Source organism: Streptomyces sp. NPDC056169 (assembly GCF_042268445.1).
GTDB lineage: Bacteria > Actinomycetota > Actinomycetes > Streptomycetales > Streptomycetaceae > Streptomyces.
Genome location: NZ_JBHJUO010000001.1, coordinates 315,826 through 335,708 on the forward strand (window position 1 = coordinate 315,826; position 19,883 = coordinate 335,708).

17 protein-coding genes are annotated in these 19,883 nt (G+C 71.1%); 1 reads left to right on the forward strand and 16 read right to left on the reverse strand.

Going from position 1 to position 19,883, the window contains the following annotated elements:
* Positions 1-84 precede the first annotated feature (84 nt).
* The 4 genes from ACFC0G_RS01455 to ACFC0G_RS01470 form a co-directional block, all read right to left on the reverse strand.
* A complete protein-coding gene (locus ACFC0G_RS01455) occupies positions 85-552 on the reverse strand; it encodes a GNAT family N-acetyltransferase (protein WP_376395356.1) in 468 nt (155 codons plus the stop codon).
* Positions 549-1,490: an RluA family pseudouridine synthase gene (locus ACFC0G_RS01460; protein WP_329624007.1), complete on the reverse strand. Its 942-nt coding sequence runs from the start codon at positions 1,488-1,490 to the stop codon at positions 549-551. The genes ACFC0G_RS01455 and ACFC0G_RS01460 overlap by 4 nt, the downstream gene beginning before the upstream one ends.
* 116 nt (positions 1,491-1,606) lie before the next feature.
* Complete coding sequence (lspA, locus tag ACFC0G_RS01465; RefSeq protein WP_376395360.1) at positions 1,607-2,194, reverse strand: signal peptidase II; 588 nt, start codon at positions 2,192-2,194, stop codon at positions 1,607-1,609.
* Between the two features lie 67 nt (positions 2,195-2,261).
* Positions 2,262-3,116, reverse strand: coding sequence for a TraR/DksA family transcriptional regulator (locus tag ACFC0G_RS01470; RefSeq protein ID WP_376395363.1), 855 nt, complete (start codon positions 3,114-3,116; stop codon positions 2,262-2,264).
* A 553-nt stretch (positions 3,117-3,669) separates the two neighbouring features.
* Here ACFC0G_RS01470 and ileS point away from each other — a divergent pair.
* Entirely contained in the window at positions 3,670-6,813 is a 3,144-nt protein-coding gene (gene ileS / locus ACFC0G_RS01475; protein WP_376395367.1) for an isoleucine--tRNA ligase, read from the forward strand.
* Positions 6,814-7,377: 564 nt separating this feature from the next.
* Here ileS and ACFC0G_RS01480 read toward each other — a convergent pair.
* The 12 genes from ACFC0G_RS01480 to murF all read right to left on the reverse strand — a co-directional run bounded on the left by ACFC0G_RS01480 (position 7,378) and on the right by murF (position 19,880).
* The gene (locus ACFC0G_RS01480) at positions 7,378-8,499 is read right to left on the reverse strand and encodes a DivIVA domain-containing protein (RefSeq protein ID WP_376395368.1); all 1,122 of its coding nucleotides are present in this window, start codon (positions 8,497-8,499) and stop codon (positions 7,378-7,380) included.
* A 67-nt stretch (positions 8,500-8,566) separates the two neighbouring features.
* Complete coding sequence (locus ACFC0G_RS01485) at positions 8,567-8,857, reverse strand: YggT family protein (protein ID WP_190102598.1); 291 nt, start codon at positions 8,855-8,857, stop codon at positions 8,567-8,569.
* A gap of 80 nt (positions 8,858-8,937) precedes the next feature.
* Positions 8,938-9,558: a cell division protein SepF gene (locus ACFC0G_RS01490; protein WP_024757241.1), complete on the reverse strand. Its 621-nt coding sequence runs from the start codon at positions 9,556-9,558 to the stop codon at positions 8,938-8,940.
* A gap of 139 nt (positions 9,559-9,697) precedes the next feature.
* Positions 9,698-10,417 carry a YggS family pyridoxal phosphate-dependent enzyme gene (locus tag ACFC0G_RS01495; protein ID WP_376395373.1) on the reverse strand — a complete coding sequence of 240 codons (720 nt, stop codon included), beginning with the start codon at positions 10,415-10,417 and terminating at the stop codon, positions 9,698-9,700.
* Entirely contained in the window at positions 10,414-11,154 is a 741-nt protein-coding gene (pgeF, locus tag ACFC0G_RS01500) for a peptidoglycan editing factor PgeF (protein WP_376395376.1), read from the reverse strand. Before pgeF ends, ACFC0G_RS01495 begins: the two co-directional genes overlap by 4 nt.
* Positions 11,151-12,365 carry a cell division protein FtsZ gene (gene ftsZ / locus ACFC0G_RS01505; RefSeq protein ID WP_376395378.1) on the reverse strand — a complete coding sequence of 405 codons (1,215 nt, stop codon included), beginning with the start codon at positions 12,363-12,365 and terminating at the stop codon, positions 11,151-11,153. Before ftsZ ends, pgeF begins: the two co-directional genes overlap by 4 nt.
* A gap of 281 nt (positions 12,366-12,646) precedes the next feature.
* Complete coding sequence (locus tag ACFC0G_RS01510) at positions 12,647-13,450, reverse strand: cell division protein FtsQ/DivIB (protein WP_376395381.1); 804 nt, start codon at positions 13,448-13,450, stop codon at positions 12,647-12,649.
* A gap of 20 nt (positions 13,451-13,470) precedes the next feature.
* Entirely contained in the window at positions 13,471-14,565 is a 1,095-nt protein-coding gene (gene murG / locus ACFC0G_RS01515; protein ID WP_024757246.1) for an undecaprenyldiphospho-muramoylpentapeptide beta-N-acetylglucosaminyltransferase, read from the reverse strand.
* Between the two features lie 6 nt (positions 14,566-14,571).
* Positions 14,572-15,912 carry a putative lipid II flippase FtsW gene (gene ftsW / locus ACFC0G_RS01520; protein ID WP_024757247.1) on the reverse strand — a complete coding sequence of 447 codons (1,341 nt, stop codon included), beginning with the start codon at positions 15,910-15,912 and terminating at the stop codon, positions 14,572-14,574.
* A 55-nt stretch (positions 15,913-15,967) separates the two neighbouring features.
* A complete protein-coding gene (murD, locus tag ACFC0G_RS01525; protein WP_376395385.1) occupies positions 15,968-17,407 on the reverse strand; it encodes a UDP-N-acetylmuramoyl-L-alanine--D-glutamate ligase in 1,440 nt (479 codons plus the stop codon).
* Positions 17,389-18,459 (reverse strand): phospho-N-acetylmuramoyl-pentapeptide-transferase, encoded by a 1,071-nt coding sequence (mraY, locus tag ACFC0G_RS01530; protein ID WP_376395388.1) that lies wholly within the window; start codon positions 18,457-18,459, stop codon positions 17,389-17,391. Before mraY ends, murD begins: the two co-directional genes overlap by 19 nt.
* On the reverse strand, positions 18,456-19,880 hold the full coding sequence (gene murF / locus ACFC0G_RS01535; protein WP_376395391.1) for a UDP-N-acetylmuramoyl-tripeptide--D-alanyl-D-alanine ligase: 1,425 nt from the start codon (positions 19,878-19,880) through the stop codon (positions 18,456-18,458). Before murF ends, mraY begins: the two co-directional genes overlap by 4 nt.
* Between the last annotated feature and the right edge of the window lie 3 nt (positions 19,881-19,883).

The following is a 19,883-nucleotide window of genomic DNA, read 5'->3' on the forward strand; positions in this document are numbered from 1 at the left end:
GCCCCCCTCAGGGCGGCAGACAGGAAATATGCCCGGCCGGTCCCCTGCCGGGGACTCCGCCGGGAGGTCCGCCAGGGCCTCCGCCTACAGGGCCCTTCGCATGGCCCGGTGCGGCATGCCGGCGTCCGCGAACTCCGGCCCGTACGCCTCGTAGCCGAGCCGCTCGTAGAAGCCCAGCGCGTGGGTCTGCGCGTGGAGGTCGACGGCGGCGAGACCGCGCTCGCGCGCCGCGTCCTCGATGGCCCGCACGACCGCCGCGCCGATGCCGAGGCCGCGGGCCGCCTTGCCGACCGCGAGCCGGCCGAGCGAGCCCACCGAGGCGTCGCCACCGGTCCTGTCGAGGGCGTCCGCCCCGTGCAGGAGCCGTCCGGTGCCCAGCGGCAGCCCGTCCGCGCGCACGGCGAGGACATGGACGGCGGTCGTGTCGTACGGGTCGTACTCCAGCTCCTGCGGGACGCCCTGCTCCTCGACGAAGACCTCGCGGCGCACCGCGAAGCAGGCCTCCCGGTCGTCGGGGCCGATCGCCTCGCGGACGGTGTACTCGGCGGTCACTGGCTCTCCGACGCGATCCGGTCCAGGGCCTTCTGGAGGTCCTCGGGGTAGGTGCTGGCGAACTCGACCCACGAGCCGTCGCCCGGGTGCTCGAAGCCGAGGCGGACGGCGTGGAGCCACTGCCGCGTCAGGCCGAGGCGCTTGGCGAGCGTCGGGTCGGCGCCGTAGGTGAGGTCACCGACGCAGGGGTGGCGGTGGGCGGACATGTGCACCCGGATCTGGTGGGTGCGGCCCGTCTCCAGCTTGATGTCGAGCAGCGAGGCCGACCGGTACGCCTCGATGAGGTCGTAGTGCGTGACGGAGGGCTTGCCCTCGGCGGTGATCGCCCACTTGTAGTCGTGGTTCGGGTGCCGGCCGATCGGCGCGTCGATGGTGCCGCTCATCGGGTCGGGGTGGCCCTGGACGAGCGCGTTGTAGCGCTTGTCGACCACGCGCTCCTTGAACTGGCGCTTGAGCGAGGTGTACGCGTACTCGGACTTGGCGACCACCATCAGACCGGAGGTGCCGACGTCGAGGCGGTGCACGATGCCCTGGCGCTCGGCGGCGCCGGAGGTGGAGATGCGGTACCCGGCGGCGGCGAGGCCGCCGATGACGGTGGTGCCGGTCCAGCCGGGGCTGGGGTGCGCGGCGACGCCGACCGGCTTCATGATCACGACGATGTCGTCGTCGTCATGGATGATCTCCATGCCCTCGACGGGCTCGGCGACGATCTGCACGGGCGCGGGCGCCCCGGGCATCTCGACCTCGAGCCACGCGCCGCCGCTCACCCGCTCGGACTTGCCGACGACGGAGCCGTCGACCTGGACCTTCCCTGCGGCGGCCAGCTCGGCCGCCTTCGTACGGGAGAACCCGAACATACGGGCGATGGCGGCGTCGACGCGCTCGCCCTCCAGGCCATCGGGAACGGGCAGCGTGCGGATCTCGGGACTCGTACTCACCCGTCGAGTATGCCTTGCGCGGGAGGTGATCCGCCCCGGCCCGGTTCCCGCGGGGCCCTTGCCCACTCCCCGCCCGGTCCCGCCGGGCCCTCGCCCAGTCCTCGCCCCGCCCCCGCTCAGTCCTTGTGGACGGTGCCGTCGGGGTCGATGCCCCGGAACGACAGGAACACGATGAGGATGCCGCCGCAGACGATCGCCGAGTCGGCGAGGTTGAAGACGGCGAAGTGCGCGGGGGCGATGAAGTCCACGACCGCGCCCTCGAAGACGCCGGGCGAGCGGAAGATCCGGTCCGTGAGGTTGCCGAGCGCACCGCCCAGCAGCAGACCGAGGGCGATGGCCCAGGGCAGGCTGTAGAGCTTCCGCGCCAGCCGGAAGATCACGACGATCACGGCCGCCGCGATGCAGGTGAAGACGATGGTGAAGGCCTCGCCCATGCCGAAGGCGGCGCCCGGGTTCCGGATGGCGTCGAGGCGCAGCAGATCGCCGATCAGCGGGATCGCCTCGCGGCCCTCCAGCTTGGCGACCACCAGCATCTTGCTGCCCAGGTCGAGCAGGTAGGCCAGCACGGCCACCACGAGCAGCGCGATGATCCTGCGCCTGCCCTTGGGCCGCTCCTCGGGAGCGGCCGTGCCGTCGTCGGAGGCGGCCGACTCCTCGGCCCCTGCTGAATCCGGCGTACCGATGATGCGCTCCGCCTCTGCCACGTGAGTGAGTCCCTCGACCTCGATGCCTGACCGTGCCCCGAGGGTACGGCACAGGCGTACGAGACCGTCAGCCGCGCCGCTCCTGTCGCTGCTTGTCCTCGACGCAGAGCGTGGCCCGGGGGAAGGCCTGCATCCGCGCCTTGCCGATCGGCTTGCCGCACACCTCGCAGAGGCCGTACGTGCCCGCGTCGAGCCGCTCCAGGGCGTGCTCGGTCTGCTCCAGCATCTCCCGGGCGTTGGCGGCGAGGGCGAGCTCGTGCTCGCGGGTGATGTTCTTGGTGCCGGTGTCGGCCTGGTCGTCGCCCGCGCCGTCGCCCGAGTCCCGCATGAGGCCGGTGAGCTCCTCCTGCGAGTGGACGAGCTCGCTGCGCAGCCGCAGGACCTCCGCCTGGAGCGAGCTGCGGGCCTCGTCGACCTCCTCCGGCGTCCACGGGTCCTCGCCGGGGCGCACCGCGAGCTCGCCGGTACGGGCCGGGGGCACCGCGGCCTCGTCCTCCGCTGTCGTCACGCCACCCGCGGTCTTCTTCGCTGCCACCGTCCTGGCTCCTGTCTGCTTCTTCGCGGCGGTCGCCTTCCTGGCGGCCGTCTTCTTCGCCGCGGCCTTCTTGGCCGGGGCGTGCGCGGCGGGGGTCCCGTCTGGGGTCTCAGCGACCTCGGCGGCCTCGGCGGTATCGGCAGCCGTGCCGGCTGTCTTGCGGGCAGGGGCCGCCGTACCCGCCTTCTTCGCCGCGGCCTTCTTGGCAACCGTCTTCCTGGCGACCGTCTTCCCGCCGACCGCCTCCTTGCCGACCGCCTTCTTCGCGACCGCCGGCTTCTTCGCGACCGCCGACTTCTTCCCGGCCACGTCCTTGCCGTCCAGGGCCGCCGCACCGGTGGAATCGGCGGTCGAGGACTTCTTCGCGGCGGTCTTCTTCGCCACCATGTCGCGGCCCCTTCACATTTTGTGATCTTGCTCGCGAATCGTGCTGGGACGATAAATCGGCCCAGGGCCCGCGGCAACGGGGCACGCCGCCGTTCCCACCCGCCCCCGCTCCCCACGGGGCGGGCCTGCCTCCGTTGTGCCCAGCTCCCCACCGGGTTATCCGCCCCGCCTCTCCCCCACATGGCCGCAACGGAACTCCACCCCCCTTCGTATGGCCATTCGGGTGGCCCTCCGGGGCTCCGGAAATCGGGTCGGCCACCCCCCGCTCCGCCCCGTACACTGGGCGGAGCGAAAGGCTTGGATGGGGACGAGTAGCGTCGTACGCAGCCATGAGCGACCCGGGGACGGTGAGAGCCCGGGGGCCCGCCCGATGTGAAGCATCACCCCGGAGCCGTCGGAAGAAAGCCGCACGAGAGCGCGGTGACTAGACCCGGCGTCGCGACCCCAATGAGGGGGCTCAGGGCGTACGTGCCCGGGGCCAAGGAGGGTGGTACCGCGGGAGCAGCGCTCTCGTCCCTCCGACGGAATGACGACAGTCCGCCGGAGGAACTCGATGACACCGCCGCAGTACCGCCAGGTACCCGCCCAGGTCGACCTGCCCGCGCTGGAGCACGACGTGCTCGGTTTCTGGCGCGACAGCAAGGTCTTCGCGAAGACCCTTGAGCAGTCCGAGGGACGCCCCGAGTGGGTGTTCTACGAGGGCCCGCCCACCGCGAACGGCATGCCCGGCGCGCACCACATCGAGGCCCGCGTCTTCAAGGACGTCTTCCCCCGCTTCCGGACCATGCGCGGCTACCACGTGGCCCGCAAGGCCGGCTGGGACTGCCACGGCCTGCCGGTCGAGCTCGCCGTCGAGAAGGAGCTCGGCTTCTCCGGCAAGAAGGACATCGAGGCGTACGGCATCGCCGAGTTCAACGCCAAGTGCCGCGAGTCCGTGACCCGGCACACCGACGCCTTCGCCGAGCTGACGACCCGCATGGGCTACTGGGTCGACCTCGACGACGCGTACCGGACCATGGACCCCGCGTACATCGAGTCGGTCTGGTGGTCGCTGAAGCAGATCTTCGAGAAGGACCTGCTGGTCCAGGACCACCGGGTCGCCCCCTGGTGCCCGCGCTGCGGCACCGGCCTCTCCGACCACGAGCTGGCGCAGGGCTACGAGACGGTCGTCGACCCGTCCGTCTACGTCCGCTTCCCGCTGACCTCCGGCCCGCTGGCGGGCAAGGCGGCGCTCCTCGTCTGGACGACGACCCCGTGGACCCTGGTGTCCAACACGGCGGTCGCCGCGCACCCCGAGGTCACGTACGTCGTCGCGACCGACGGCGACGAGCGGGTCGTCGTCGCCGAGCCGCTGCTCGACAAGGCGCTCGGCGAGGGCTGGGTGACCACCGGCGAGTCCTTCACGGGCGCCGAGATGGAGCGCTGGACCTACCAGCGCCCCTTCGAGCTGGTCGCCTTCGACGCCCCGGCGCACTACGTCGTCAACGCCGACTACGTGACGACCGAGGACGGTACGGGTCTGGTCCACCAGTCCCCCGCCTTCGGTGAGGACGACCTCAAGGTCTGCAAGGCCTACGGCCTGCCGGTCGTGAACCCGGTCCGCCCCGACGGCACCTTCGAGGAGGACGTCCCGCTGGTCGGCGGCGTCTTCTTCAAGAAGGCCGACGAGGCGCTCACCGCCGATCTGGACGCGCGCGGCCTGCTCTTCCGCCACATCCCGTACGAGCACAGCTACCCGCACTGCTGGCGCTGCCACACGGCCCTGCTCTACTACGCGCAGCCGTCCTGGTACATCCGTACGACCGCGGTCAAGGACCGCATGCTCGAAGAGAACGAGAAGACCAACTGGTTCCCGGACTCGGTCAAGCACGGCCGCTTCGGCGACTGGCTGACCAACAACGTCGACTGGGCGCTGTCCCGGAACCGTTACTGGGGCACGCCGCTGCCGATCTGGCGCTGCGAGGACGACCACCTCACCTGCGTCGGCTCCCGCGCCGAGCTCACCGAGCTGACGGGCACCGACCAGTCGGAGCTCGACCCGCACCGCCCGTACATCGACGCGGTCACGTTCTCCTGCCCGACCGAGGGCTGCGGGAAGACGTCGACCCGCGTGCCGGAGGTCATCGACGCCTGGTACGACTCGGGCTCGATGCCGTTCGCGCAGTACGGCTACCCGTACGAGAACAAGGAACTCTTCGAGTCCCGCTACCCGGCGCAGTTCATCTCCGAGGCCATCGACCAGACGCGGGGCTGGTTCTACACGCTGATGGCCGTCGGCACCCTGGTCTTCGACAAGTCGTCGTACGAGAACGTGGTCTGCCTGGGCCACATCCTCGCCGAGGACGGCCGGAAGATGTCCAAGCACCTGGGGAACATCCTCCAGCCGATCCCGCTGATGGACCAGCACGGCGCCGACGCGGTCCGCTGGTTCATGGCGGCCGGCGGCTCGCCGTGGGCGGCCCGCCGCGTGGGCCACGGCACGATCCAGGAGGTCGTCCGCAAGACCCTCCTCACCTACTGGAACACGGTCGCCTTCCAGGCGCTGTACGCCCGGACGTCCGGCTGGGCGCCGAGCGCCGCGGACCCGGCCCCGGCCGACCGCACGGTCCTGGACCGCTGGCTCCTGTCCGAGCTGAACACGCTCGTCGCCGAGGTCACCGAGGCGATGGAGTCGTACGACACCCAGCGCACCGGCAAGCTGATCTCGTCCTTCGTCGACGACCTCTCCAACTGGTACGTGCGCCGCTCGCGCCGCCGGTTCTGGCAGGGCGACGCCGCCGCGCTCCGCACCCTCCACGACGTGATCGAGACGGTCACGCGCCTGATGGCCCCGCTGACCCCGTTCATCACGGAGCGGGTCTGGCAGGACCTCGTGGTCCCGGTGACCCCGGACGCCCCGGAGTCGGTCCACCTCGCCGGCTGGCCGGAGGCGGACACCGCGCAGATCGACAAGACCCTCTCCGAGCAGATGCTCCTGGTCCGCCGCCTGGTGGAGCTGGGCCGGGCGACGCGCGCCGAGTCGGGCGTGAAGACCCGTCAGCCGCTCTCGCGCGCGCTGGTGGCGGCGACGGGCTTCGCCGCCCTCTCCCCCGCCCTCCAGGCCCAGATCACGGAGGAGCTGAACGTCTCCTCCCTCGCCTCCCTCTCGGAGGTCGGCGGCTCGCTCGTCGACACCACCGCCAAGGCGAACTTCCGCGCCCTGGGCAAGCGCTTCGGCAAGGGCGTCCAGGACGTGGCGAAGGCGGTGGCCGCGGCCGACGCGGCGGCCCTCTCCCTGGCCCTCCGCTCCGGCGAGGCGACGCTCTCGGTGAACGGCGAGGAGATCACGGTCACTCCCGACGAGGTCATCATCACGGAGACCCCGCGGGAGGGCTGGTCGGTCGCCTCCGACTCCGGCGCCACGGTCGCCCTCGACCTGGAGATCACCCCGGAGCTCCGCAAGGCGGGCCTGGCCCGCGACGCGATCCGCCTGATCCAGGAGGCCCGCAAGAACAGCGGCCTGGACGTCGCGGACCGGATCGCCCTGCGCTGGACGTCCACGTCCCCGGAGACGACGGAGGCCCTCACGGCCCACGCCGCGCTCATCTCGGACGAGGTCCTCGCGACGGACCACGCCGAAGGCGAAGCGGACGACACCTACGGCACCCCGTTCACGGACGACTCCCTCGCCCTGACGTTCCGCCTCCGCAAGGCGTAAGCCCCGCGGAAAGGCCCGGCACCCCGGTGGGGGTGCCGGGCCTTTCGCGTTCCCCCACCCCGCCCCTTCCCGGCAGCATCCCTTGGCGGCTCCGCCGCGGGCTGCCGGGGGCTGGTAAGGCGAAGCCGCGGCGGTGCTGAGGCCAGGGGCTTGCGGCGCGAAGCCGCCACAGTTCCGGGAGCGGGGGCGGCGGCGCGAAGCCGCCACAGTGCCGGGAGCGCGGGGCGGTGGCGCGAAGCCGCCGCGGCGCTGGGAGCCCGGGGCGGCGCGAAGCTGCCGCTGCCCCCGGGGCCTCCTCGGGGTCCGGGGCGGAGCCCCGGTTTCGGGAAGGGGCGGGGTGGGGGAAGGCCCGCCGCAGGCGCCCCCCGACCACCCACGCGCACCACCGGCGACCACCCGCACCACCCCCTGGCCCTCGCTCCCGCCCCGGGGGGCCGGGTCCGGGCGGGTCCGGGTGGGTCCGGGTGGGTCCGGGTACGGCGAAGGGCCGGGACCCGGTGTTACCCGGATCCCGGCCCTTGCAGCCTGCCGACGGCTACGCGCTCATCGCGCGACCGCCCGCCGTCAGTTGTCGTCCTCGTCGATCAGGAAGCCCCGCATCGGCGCCGGCGCCTGCTGCATCGGCTGGGGAGCCTGCGGCCGGACCGGAGCCATCGGCTGGGTCATCGCCGGGGACATCTGCTGCTGGCCACCGTAGGAGGGGGCGCCACCCATGGACGGCGCACCGCCCATCGCGCCGTTGCCACCGTAGGACGGGGCGCTCGCGCCGGCCGAGGCCATCGAGGGCGCCGGCGGCAGCGAGGCCGTCGCCGGGGTCCGCGGCGGCGCCAGCGAGTCGTCGGCCTGGGTCTCCAGCTGACGCAGCTGCGACTCCAGGTACGACTTCAGACGCGTGCGGTACTCGCGCTCGAAGCCGCGCAGGTCCTCGACCTTGCGCTCCAGCGTCGCGCGAGCGGACTCCAGGGAGCCCATCGCGACGCGGTGCTTCTCCTGGGCGTCCCGCTCAAGAGCGTCCGCCTTGGCGCGGGCGTCCCGCTCCAGGCCCTCGGCGCGGGAGCGCGCCTCGCCGACGATCTTGTTGGCCTCGGAGCGGGCCTCGGCGATCGCCTGGTCGGCGGTCTGCTGGGCCAGCGAGAGGACACGCGCGGCACTGTCGCCACCCGGGGCCTGCGGAGGCTGCTGCTGCATCTGCTGCTGCTGCATCTGCTGCTGCTGCGGGTGACCCATGGGGCCGCCCTGCATCGGGCCGGGACCCATCGGGCCGCCCTGCATGGGGCCACCCTGCATCGGGCCGGGGCCCATGGGGCCACCCTGCATCGGGCCGCCCTGCATGGGGCCGGCGGGAAGCGCGGGGGCACCGGAAGGCAGCTGCGGCGGGCCCATCTGCGGCGGCTGCTGCTGCTGGACCGGCGGTCCGGATATGGCCGCGGGCACAGGCGCGCCGGGACCGACGGGACGATCCTGCGGCTCCGGGGGCTTCCGCATGCCCTGCTGCTGCTGGTTCTGCGCGGCGGCACGCGTCGCGGCGGCCAGCTTGGCGCGCAGGTCCTCGTTCTCGCGGAGCAGGCGGGTCAGCTCGGCCTCGACCTCGTCGAGGAAGGCATCGACCTCGTCCTCGTCATAGCCTTCTCGAAGGCGGACGGTCGTGAACTGCTTGTTCCGCACGTCCTCGGGGGTCAGCGGCATCTCTTCTTCACCTCTACGTAGTCGTCGGCAGTCGGCAAGACCGTATCGTCCACAGTTCTCTCCACCATCACCTCGCGAAGCTGCTCACGACGGAGATCAGGATGTAAACGATGATCATCAGAACGAAGAAGGACAGGTCGAGTGCCACGCCCCCGAGACGCAGCGGCGGGATGAGTCGCCGCAGAAGCTTGAGCGGTGGATCGGTGACAGTGTAGGTGGCCTCCAGAACGACCACCATCGCCTTACCGGGTTGCCATGAACGCGCGAACTGGAAGACGTAGTCCATGACCAGCCGGACGATCAGGAGGACGAGGAAGCACATCAGCACGATGTAGACCACCTGTAGTGCGACGCCCATCCCGCGTTTCCCTCTCCCCTGGCTTACGTGCTCTCACTTGCCCGGCCGCGTCGCGACCGGTCCGTCCGGTTCCGTTGTTCTCAGCTCTGGTTGAAGAATCCGCCCTCAGCGATCCGGGCCTTGTCCTCCGCCGTGACATCGACGTTAGCAGGCGACAACAGGAACACCTTCTGCGTCACGCGCTCAATGCTGCCATGGAGCCCGAAGACGAGTCCGGCGGCAAAGTCGACAAGTCGCTTCGCGTCCGTGTCGTCCATCTCCGTGAGATTCATGATCACCGGGGTGCCCTCACGGAAGTGTTCCCCGATGGTACGGGCCTCGTTGTAGGTCCGGGGGTGCAGCGTGGTGATGCGGTAGGGCTCCCGCTCGGACACGACCTTGGGCATGATCACCGGTGCGTTCTTCTCCAGGCTCGGGCGTTCGGGTGTGATGGATGCCACGGGGGCAATTCGGGCCGGACGTCCGCTTTCGGCGAGTACCGGGACAGAATGGGCAATCGGTTCCCGGGGTGCCGGAGGCTGCACCACGCGCACCGGCTCCTCGCGCTCCACCTGCCGCGGAGGCGTGTGGCGCCGTTCGCGCTCGGGCTCCGGCTCCAGCTCGGGTTCGAAGTCGTCGTCGGGGTCGAAGCCCCGGCCGTCGTACCCATCGTCCTCCACGAGGCCGAGGTAGACCGCCATCTTGCGCATCGCGCCGGCCATTCTCTGAGTCCTCCGCTCTGTGGTGGATCGCCATACCGGCCGATGTCGCAGCGTCACCGAGTGCCCGCGATCCACGGGCCACCCCGCTGTTCTGCGGAATGACCATATTTTCTGCTGTGGTCCGACTTGCTTCGCGACGTTACCCGAGCTTCGGGCGGACACCGAGTACCGCCGTACCGACGCGTACGTGTGTCGCCCCGGCAGCGACGGCCTCCTCGAGGTCCGCACTCATCCCTGCTGACACCATGTTCGCAGCCGGACGGGTCGCGCGCAGGGCAGTCGACAAATCCATCAACCGGTCGAAGGCGGCGCGTTGTCTGCCCGCGTACGGACCGGAGAGCGGCGCCACGGTCATCAGACCGTCGAGCCGCAGACCGGGAGCGGCGTCCACCGCGGCCGCCAACTCCTCGACCCCCTCGGGAGAGACGCCGCCACGGGCGCCGCGCTCCCCGGACTCGGCGTCGAGCGCGACCTGGAGCAGACAGCCGAGCGTGCGCCCCTCCTTCTCCGCGGCCGCGGAGAGAGAGGAAACGAGCTTCAAGCGGTCGACGGATTGCACCACATCGGCATAACCCACCACGGATCGGACCTTGTTGGTCTGCAACTGGCCCACGAAGTGCCAGGTCAGATCAAGGTCGGCACACGCGGCGGCCTTGGGGGCGGCGTCCTGGTCCCGGTTCTCGGCGACGTGCCGCACGCCCAGTTCGTGCAGCATGCGCACATCGCTCGCGGGGTAGGTCTTGGTGACCACGATGAGGGTCACCTCCTCCCGCGCGCGCCCGGCGGCGGCGCAAGCGGCGGCGATGCGCTCCTCCACCCGGGAGAGATTCTCGGCGAGTTGCGACTTCCGGTCCGTCATGTCTCTTCCTGGGTAAACCAGACATATCCCGCGAGTCGCCCGGTGGTGCGGTCGCGGCGGTACGAGTAGTGGTCACCGGATTCCCGGGTGCAGACCGCACTGGCCTGCCGGTCCGTGACGCCGAGCCGTTCGAGCTGGGCGTGCACCCCGGCGGTGACGTCGACGGCGGGAGTGCCCCAGCCGGTCTCGGCCCAGGCGGCGGGTTCGGTCTCCGCGACCTCGGCGCGCATCGCCTCCGGCACCTCGTAGCACCGCCCGCAGACGGCGGGGCCGGTGCGGGCGACGATCCGGGCGGGGTCGGCGCCGAGACCGATCATGGCCTCGACGGCTGCGGGGACGATCCCCGCGACCATTCCGGGCCGCCCGGCGTGGGCGGCGGAGACGATCCCGGCGACGGGATCGGCGAGCAGGACCGGGACGCAGTCCGCGGTGAGGACGGCGAGGGCGAGGCCGCGGGCCGCGGTCACCAGGCCGTCGACCGCGGGGACGACCCCGGTGGTCCACGGTCCCTCGACCTCGGCCACGTCCGCGCCGTGCACCTGGTTCATCCAGACGACGCGGGCCGGGTCGAGCCCGAGGGCTCCGGCGGCCAGCGCCCGGTTGGTCCGGACGGCCTCGGGGTCGTCCCCGACCGCGCCGCCGAGGTTGAGCTCCTCGTACGGAACGGCGCTCACCCCGCCCCACCTGTCGGTGAAGGCGAAGTGCGCGCCGTTCGCGTCGAAGTACTGCCCTATCACTTCAGGAAGTCCGGGACGTCCAGCTCTTCGGCCTGGGAGTCCGCGTACGGACGGGCCGGCGGGACGACCGGCGGGGCCGGCGTCAGCGGGGTCTCGTTGACGGCCGGGGCGGGCTCGACCGGGACGGAGACCTGCTCCTCGCGGGGGGCCACCGTGCCGAGTCCGCCCATCGGGCGGGACGGCTCGCTGATGCGGGGCGCCGGAGCCGGCTCCTCGCGCTTGGCCGAGACCGAGCCGATGATGTTGTCCCGGCGGGCCGGCGGCTGGCCGCCGTCGAAGCCGGCCGCGATGACCGTGACCCGGACCTCGTCACCGAGGGCGTCGTCGATGACCGCACCGAAGATGATGTTGGCCTCGGGGTGGGCCGCCTCGCTGACCAGCTGCGCGGCCTCGTTGATCTCGAAGAGACCGAGGTCGCTGCCGCCGGAGATGGAGAGCAGCACCCCGCGGGCGCCGTCGATGGAGGCCTCCAGGAGCGGCGAGGAGATCGCCATCTCCGCGGCGGCCACCGCGCGGTCGTCGCCACGGGCGGAACCGATGCCCATGAGGGCGGATCCGGCCTCGGACATGACCGACTTGACGTCGGCGAAGTCGAGGTTGATCAGACCCGGGGTGGTGATGAGGTCGGTGATGCCCTGGACGCCGCTCAGCAGCACCTGGTCGGCCGACTTGAACGCGTCGAGCACGGAGACCTGACGGTCCGAGATCGACAGCAGTCGGTCGTTCGGGATGACGATGAGGGTGTCGACCTCTTCGCGGAGCTCGGCGATGCCGTCCTCCGCCTGGTTGGCGCGGCGCCGGCCCTCGAAGGTGAAGGGTCGGGTGACCACACCGATCGTCAGGGCGCCGAGCGAGCGCGCGATGTTGGCGACGACGGGTGCGCCGCCGGTGCCGGTGCCGCCGCCTTCGCCGGCGGTGACGAAGACCATGTCGGCCCCCTTGAGGACCTCCTCGATCTCCTCACGGTGGTCCTCTGCCGCCTTGCGACCGACGGCCGGGTTGGCCCCGGCGCCAAGGCCCCGGGTGAGTTCACGACCGACGTCGAGCTTGACGTCGGCGTCGCTCATCAACAGCGCTTGCGCGTCGGTGTTGATCGCGATGAACTCGACGCCCTTGAGGCCGACCTCGATCATTCGGTTGATGGCATTGACACCACCGCCGCCGACACCGATGACCTTGATGACTGCGAGGTAGTTCTGCGGTGCTGCCACGTCGAAGGCCTCTCGCCTCGAGTTACGTGTCGCCGCTACGCGGTGGTTGGTCGCGCTGCGACGACGGATGCCGATTGGGGCGGTCCGGAACGCCGACCCAAACCCTAACGTTGAAGTTTAGGGTTACCAGTGTCGCTGTTCGCTGGACTCTTCCGAACAGGACACTAAGTCGACAAGCGGCGCACGTTCAACGAACACGCCGAACCTCCCGTTTTTCTTTTCACCCTATGTGATCACCCGGAGCGCTGGCGAACCAGGGTGCTGGCCAGCGGCGATGTCCGTCAACTCCCGGACGACGCGGGCGCCGTGGGGGCACTTACATCGAAGTGCCCCGCTTTGGGCGTCGCCTTCATGAGAGCGGTCAGCACCCGGGCTTTCACCGGGCCGTGTTCCGCGCTCCCCCAGAAGACGGTGCGCCCCTTGGTCAGCTCCAGAGTGACGGAGTCGTACGAGGTGACGCGGACGACACGAGTGTTCCGGGCGATTTCCTCCGGGAGTTCACCCCTGACGCGGACCGCCTCGCCCAGCAGCCGGTCCGCGTCGAAGCGGCGCAGGCTGGGCGAGGAGGCGGCGTCGAGGACGAGCCGGGGGACGCCCCGGGGGGCGGTGTCGACGGTGGCGAACCGGACGCCGGTCGCGTCCACTTCGATGAACTTCGTGCCCTTTTCCAGCAGGAGTACGGGCTTCCGTTCTGTCACTTTCAGACCGATTCCGTGCGGCCAGGACCGCACGACGTCGACGGATTCGATGCGCGGGAGCTGCTGCCGGAGCCGCGCCTCGATCGCCTCGGTGTCGACGGAGACGAGCGGCGCCCCCGTCGGAACGGCGGCGACCTTCTCGACCTCACCGGGGGTCAGAACCCTTGTGCCGGAAGTCTTCACACGTTCTACACGGAACCAGGTCGATCCGTACAGCGCCCAGATCACCCCGGCCGTGAGGGCGACGACGCCGAGCGCGACGAGGAGCACACGGGGGGCGGGCACCCGGAACCGCTGATTCCGGGCGCCCGTGCGGGACGGCCGCTCCGACGACCCCTTCGGCTTCTTCGCGCCGCTCTTCTCGGCGGTCGTCGATCCGGCTGCCACGCTTCCGCCTTCCGTCGCCGCTACGCCTGTCGGCGGGCGGCGATCGCCTCGTACACCATGCCGACGAGCAGGTCGTCGGCGTCCCGGCGGCCGAACTCGGCGGCCGCACGGGACATCTCGTACAACCGGTGCGGATCGGCCAGTACGGGCAGGACGTTGCCCTGCACCCACTGCGGCGTCAGCTCCGCGTCGTCGACGAGGAGTCCACCGCCGGCCTTGACCACCGGCTGGGCGTTGAGCCGCTGTTCACCGTTGCCGATGGGCAGCGGGACGTAGGCGGCCGGCAGCCCGACGGCGGAGAGCTCGGCGACGGTCATCGCGCCCGCGCGGCAGAGCATCATGTCGGCAGCGGCGTACGCGAGATCCATCCGGTCCACGTACGGTACCGGCACGTACGGCGGCATACCGGGCATGTTGTCGACGCGCGGCATTTCGTTCTTCGGGCCCACCGCGTGCAGGATCTGGATGCCCGAGCGCTGGAGCACCGGGGCGATCTGCTGGACGACCTCGTTGAGCCGCCGGGCGCCCTGCGAGCCGCCCGAGACGAGCAGCGTCGGCAGGTTCGGGTCGAGCCCGAAGGCGGCGCGCGCCTCGGGGCGCACGCGCGCCCGGTCGAGGGTCGCGATGGTGTGCCGCAGCGGGATGCCGATGTAGCGGGCGTTGCGGAGCTTGCTGTCCGGGGTGGCGACGGCGACCCCGGCCGCGTACCGCGAGCCGATCTTGTTGGCGAGCCCGGGCCGGGCGTTGGCCTCGTGGACCACGATCGGCACCCCGAGCCGCTTCGCCGCGAGATAGCCGGGCAGCGCCACGTAGCCGCCGAAGCCGACCACGCAGTCCGCCTTCGTCCGCTCCAGGATCTGCTCGGCGGCCTTGATGGTGCCGCGGAGCCGCCCGGGAACGGTGATCAGCTCGGGGGTGGGCTTACGGGGCAGCGGTACGGCGGGGATGAGCGCCAACTCGTAGCCCCGCTCGGGCACGAGCCGGGTCTCCAGACCCTTTTCTGTGCCCAGCGCTGTGATCCCCACGCTGGGGTCCTGCCTGCGCAGGGCGTCCGCGAGGGCCAGCGCCGGCTCGATGTGGCCGGCGGTCCCCCCGCCGGCGAGTACGACATGCACCGAAATTCACCGCTCTCCGGACGGGCGCTTCTTGACGCGCCGTCGCATCGACTTCCATCTCACCCCGGCCCGCTTGCCCCAGCCGGGGCGGCGCATGGCCAGGGCCGCTTTCGCGGCGGGTTCCTGTCGCGCGAAGGCGATGAGGAGCCCGACGGCGAACATGGTCGGCAGCAGGGCCGACCCCCCGTACGAGAACAGCGGGAGCGGGACTCCGGCGATCGGCAGCAAGCCGAGCACCGCACCGATGTTGATCACGGCCTGCGCCGTGATCCAGGTGGTCACGCCTCCCGCGGCGTACCTCACGAAGGGGTCCTCCGTGCGTCCGGCCACGCGGATACCCGCATAGCCTAGAGCCGCGAACAGGGCGAGTACCGACAGCGTCCCCGCGAGGCCCAGTTCCTCACCGGTGACCGCGAAGATGAAGTCGGTGTGCGCTTCGGGGAGTTGGCCCCATTTCTCCACACTGGCACCGAGCCCGGAACCGAACCATCCGCCCGAGGCCAGAGCATAGATTCCGTGCGCGGCCTGGAGACAGGGGGCTCCCTCGCCACCGGGGTCGGTCGCGCCGATGCAGTCGAAGCGCTTCATCCGGTTGTCACTCGTCTTGATCAGCAGCACACCGATCGCGCCGGCGACGGAGAGCACTCCGACGAAGAGCCGGGTGGGGGCGCCGGCCGTCCACAGCAGACCGAAGAGGATCGCGGCGAGGATGATCGAGGTGCCCATGTCGCCGCCGAGCATGATCAGTCCGAGCAGCATGAAGGCCACGGGGACCAGCGGCACGAGCATGTGCTTCCACTGGGACAGCAGCCGCATGTCCTGCTTGCGGGCGAGCAGGTCGGCCCCCCACAGGATCAGCGCCAGCTTGCCGAACTCGCTGGGCTGGAGCTGGAAGGGGCCGCCGAGCGAGATCCAGTTCTGGTTGCCGTTGACCGAGTGCCCTATCCCGGGGATCTGCACGAGCACCATCAGGAAGACGGCGCCGACCAGGATCGGGTAGGCGAGCGCCCGGTGCAGTTTCACCGGCATCCGGGAGGCGGCCAGGAGCAGTCCGGTGCCCAGGAGCGCGGCGAAGAACTGCTTCCGGAAGAAGTAGGAGGGCACCAGGTCGTAGCGGAGGGCCGTGATCATCGAGGCGGAGAAGACCATCACCAGGCCGAGCATGGTGATGAGCAGGGCGGCACCGATGATCACGTAGTACGCCGTGAGGGGCCGGTCCCAGGCCTTCAGCGCCCGCTCGTACAGCCGCCGTACGCCCCCGCCGCGCGGCCGCCGCGGGGTCGCTGGCGCCCGCCCTCCGCCGCGTACGGCGGAAGGCCGGCGTGTCCCGGCGATCTTGCTCGGCATGGTCGCTGCCCCCTCCAGTCGTGCCCGGTCCGGCCGGACCCTCCCACTGGTCAGGTCAGGCGTCCCCGGTGGTGGCGAGGGCGCGGACAGCGTCCGCGAAGGCCTCGCCCCGCTTGTTGTAGTTGGTGAACATGTCCATCGAGGCGCAGGCCGGGGCGAGGAGCACCGTGTCCCCCGGGCGGGCAAGCCGGGCCGCCTCCCGGACCGCCTCGGACATCGCCCCAGTGTCGGTCCGGCCGAGGTCCACCACGGGTACTTCCGGGGCGTGTCGCGCCAGGGCTTCGCGGATCAGCGCGCGGTCGGCGCCGATCAGGACGGCCCCGCGCAAGCGCTTCGCCGACTTCTGGACGAGCTCGTCGAAGGTCGCGCCCTTGGCGAGGCCGCCGGCGATCCAGACGATCGGGTCGTAGGCCGCCAACGAGGCTTCCGCGGCATGGGTGTTGGTGGCCTTGGAGTCGTCGACGTACGTGACGCCCTCGATCTCCTCGACGAGTTCGATGCGGTGCGGGTCCGGCCGGAAGGCCTTCAGCCCGTCCCGTACGGCCGTCGCGGAGACGCCGAAGGCGCGGGCGAGGGCGGCCGCGGCGAGCGCGTTGGCGATGTTGTGCGGGGCCGGCGGCTGGACGTCGGCGACCTCGGCGAGTTCCTGGGCGTTCTTCTGCCGGTTCTCGACGAAGGCCCGGTCGACGAGGATGCCCTCGACGACGCCCAGTTCGGACGGGCCGGGGGTGCCGAGGGTGAAGCCGATGGCGCGGCAGCCCTCCTCGACGTCGGCCTCGACGACCAGGTCCTCGGTCGCCTTGTCGGCGACGTTGTAGACGCAGGCGACCTGGTTGCCCTCGTAGACGCGGCCCTTGTCGGCGGCGTACGCCTCCATCGAGCCGTGCCAGTCGAGGTGGTCCGGCGCCAGGTTGAGGACGGCGGCCGAGTGGACACGGACGGACGGCGCCCAGTGGAGCTGGTAGCTGGAGAGCTCGACGGCGAGCACGTCGTACGGCTCCTCGCCGAGGACGGCGTCGAGGAGCGAGACCCCGATGTTGCCGACGGCGGCGGTCCGCAGACCGGCCGCCTCCAGGATCGAGGCGAGCATCCGCACGGTCGTGGTCTTGCCGTTGGTGCCGGTGACCGCGAGCCACGGAGCGGCGTCGGGGCCGCGCAGGCGCCAGGCCAGTTCGACGTCGCCCCAGACCTCGACGCCCGCCTCGGCGGCGGCCGCGAAGAGCGGCTTGTCGGGCCGCCAGCCGGGGGTGGTGACGATCAGCTCGGTGCCGGTCGGCAGGGTGGCCCCGTCGCCGAGGCGGACGGTGACGCCCTCCGCCTCCAGGTCGGCGGCCTGCGCCCGGGAGCGCTCGTCGTCGCCGTCGTTGACGACGGTCACGACCGCGCCCAGGCCGTGCAGCACCCGGGCGGCCGGAATCCCGGAGACGCCGAGCCCCGCGACGGTGACCTTCTTGCCGTTCCAGTCGAGCTGTTCTGTCACTTCTCCGATGCCCATCCCGCGTAGAAGAGGCCCAGGCCCACGATCACGCACATGCCCTGGATGATCCAGAACCGGACGACGACCAGGACCTCGGACCACCCCTTGAGTTCGAAGTGGTGCTGGAGTGGCGCCATCCGGAAGACGCGCTTGCCGGTCATCTTGAACGAGCCGACCTGGATGACCACGGACATCGTGATCAGCACGAACAGGCCGCCGAGCAGGGCCAGCAGGAGCTCCGTACGGGAGCAGATGGCGAGACCGGCCAGCGCGCCGCCGAGGGCCAGCGAGCCGGTGTCGCCCATGAAGATCTTGGCGGGCGAAGTGTTCCACCACAGGAAGCCGAAGCAGGAGCCCATGAGGGCGGACGCGACGACGGCGAGGTCGAGCGGGTCGCGCACCTCGAAACAGGCGTTGGGGTTGGTCAGCGTCACCGCGTTCGCACAGGACTCCTGGAACTGCCAGAGCCCGATGAAGGTGTACGCGCCGAAGACCATCACCGAGGCGCCGGTGGCCAGGCCGTCCAGACCGTCCGTCAGGTTCACGCCGTTGGACATGGCCAGGATCATGAAGAGCGCCCAGACCACGAACAGCACCGGGCCGAGGGCCCAGCCGAAGTCCGTGATGAAGGAGAGCTTCGTGGAGGCGGGCGTGAGCCCGCGCAGATCCGCGAACTGCAGCGACAGCACCGCGAAGGCGATGCCGACGATCAGCTGGCCGGCCATCTTCGCCTTGGCCCGCAGGCCCAGCGAACGCTGCTTGACGATCTTGATGTAGTCGTCGAGGAAGCCGACCAGGCCCATGCCGGCCATGAGGAACAGCACCAGGACACCCGAGTACGTCGGGTCCTCGCCGGTGATGACCTTGGCCAGGGCGTACGCGATGAGCGTGGCCAGGATGAAGGAGATGCCGCCCATGGTGGGCGTGCCCTTCTTCCCGGCGTGGCCGCGCGGGCCGTCGTCCCGGATGAACTGCCCGTACCCCTTGCGGGCAAGGAGCTTGATCAGCAGCGGGGTACCGATCAGGGTCAGGAAGAGCCCGATGGCCCCCGCGAAGAGGATCTGCCTCATCGTCCGGCGACCTCGCCCTCGGTGTCGAGGAGGGCCAGCGCGACCCGTTCGAGACCGACCGACCTGGAAGCCTTCACAAGGACGACGTCCCCCGGGCGCAGCTCACTGCGCAACAGGTCGACAGCCGCCTGCGCGTCGGACACGTGCACCGACTCCTCACCCCACGAACCCTCGTTATATGCGCCCAGTTGCAGCCAGGACGCTTCCCTGTCCCCGACCGCGACGAGCTTGCTGACGTTGAGCCGGACGGCGAGCCGTCCGACCGCGTCGTGCTCGACGAGCGATGCGTCACCGAGCTCGGCCATCTTGCCGAGCACCGCCCACGTACGAGCCCCTCGGGCCTGTGCGGCCCGCCCCATGGACGCGAGCGCGCGCAGGGCGGCTCGCATGGACTCGGGGTTCGCGTTGTAGGCGTCGTTGACGATCGTCACGCCGTCCGGACGCTCGGTGACCTCCATGCGCCAGCGCGACAGGGTGCCGGCCTCGGAGAGCGCGGTGGCGATCTCTTCGACAGGCATGCCCAGCTCGTGCGCGACGGCGGCCGCGGCGAGCGCGTTCGACACGTGGTGCTCACCGTACAGGCGCAAGGTCACGTCGCTGCACCCGGTGGGTGTGTGAAGCCTGAAAGAAGGCTGTCCGTTCTCTGTGAGGAGGACGTTCTCGGCCCGTACGGCCGCTTCGTCCGCTTCGCCGAAGAGGATCACGCGGGCCTTGGTGCGGCTCGCCATCGCGCGGACGAGGGGATCGTCGGCGTTGAGGACCGCGATCCCGCCCTCCTCGGCGGACGGCAGGGCCTCGACGAGCTCGCCCTTGGCCTCGGCGATCTGCTCACGGCCGCCGAACTCGCCGATGTGGGCGGTGCCCACGTTGAGGACGAGGCCGATGCGGGGCGGGGTGAGGCCGGTGAGGTACCGGATGTGCCCGATGCCGCGGGCGCCCATCTCCAGGACGAGGTGCCGGGTCTCGTCGCTCGCGCGGAGCGCGGTGAGCGGCAGGCCGATCTCGTTGTTGAGGGAGCCCGGCGTCCACACGGTGGGCGCGTGCCGGTCGAGGACCTGGGCGATCAGGTCCTTCGTGGAGGTCTTGCCGGCGGAGCCGGTGAGGGCGACGACGTCGGTGCCGAGCCGTTCGACGACCGCGCGGGCGAGGGCCCCCAGCGCGGTCTGCACGTCGTCCACGACGATCGCGGGGACGCCGACGGGCCGGGCGGCGAGCACGGCCGCCGCGCCCGCCTCGACGGCGCGCTCCGCGTAGTCGTGGCCGTCGACGTGCTCACCGGCGAAGGCGACGAAGAGGCTGCCGGGCCGCACCTCGCGGGAGTCGATGACGACGGGCCCGGCGACCCGGGCGGCCTGATCCGGTATGTCGTGCGGCTGCCCGCCGACGATTTCGGCGATCTCGGCGAGGGAGAGGGCGATCACTGC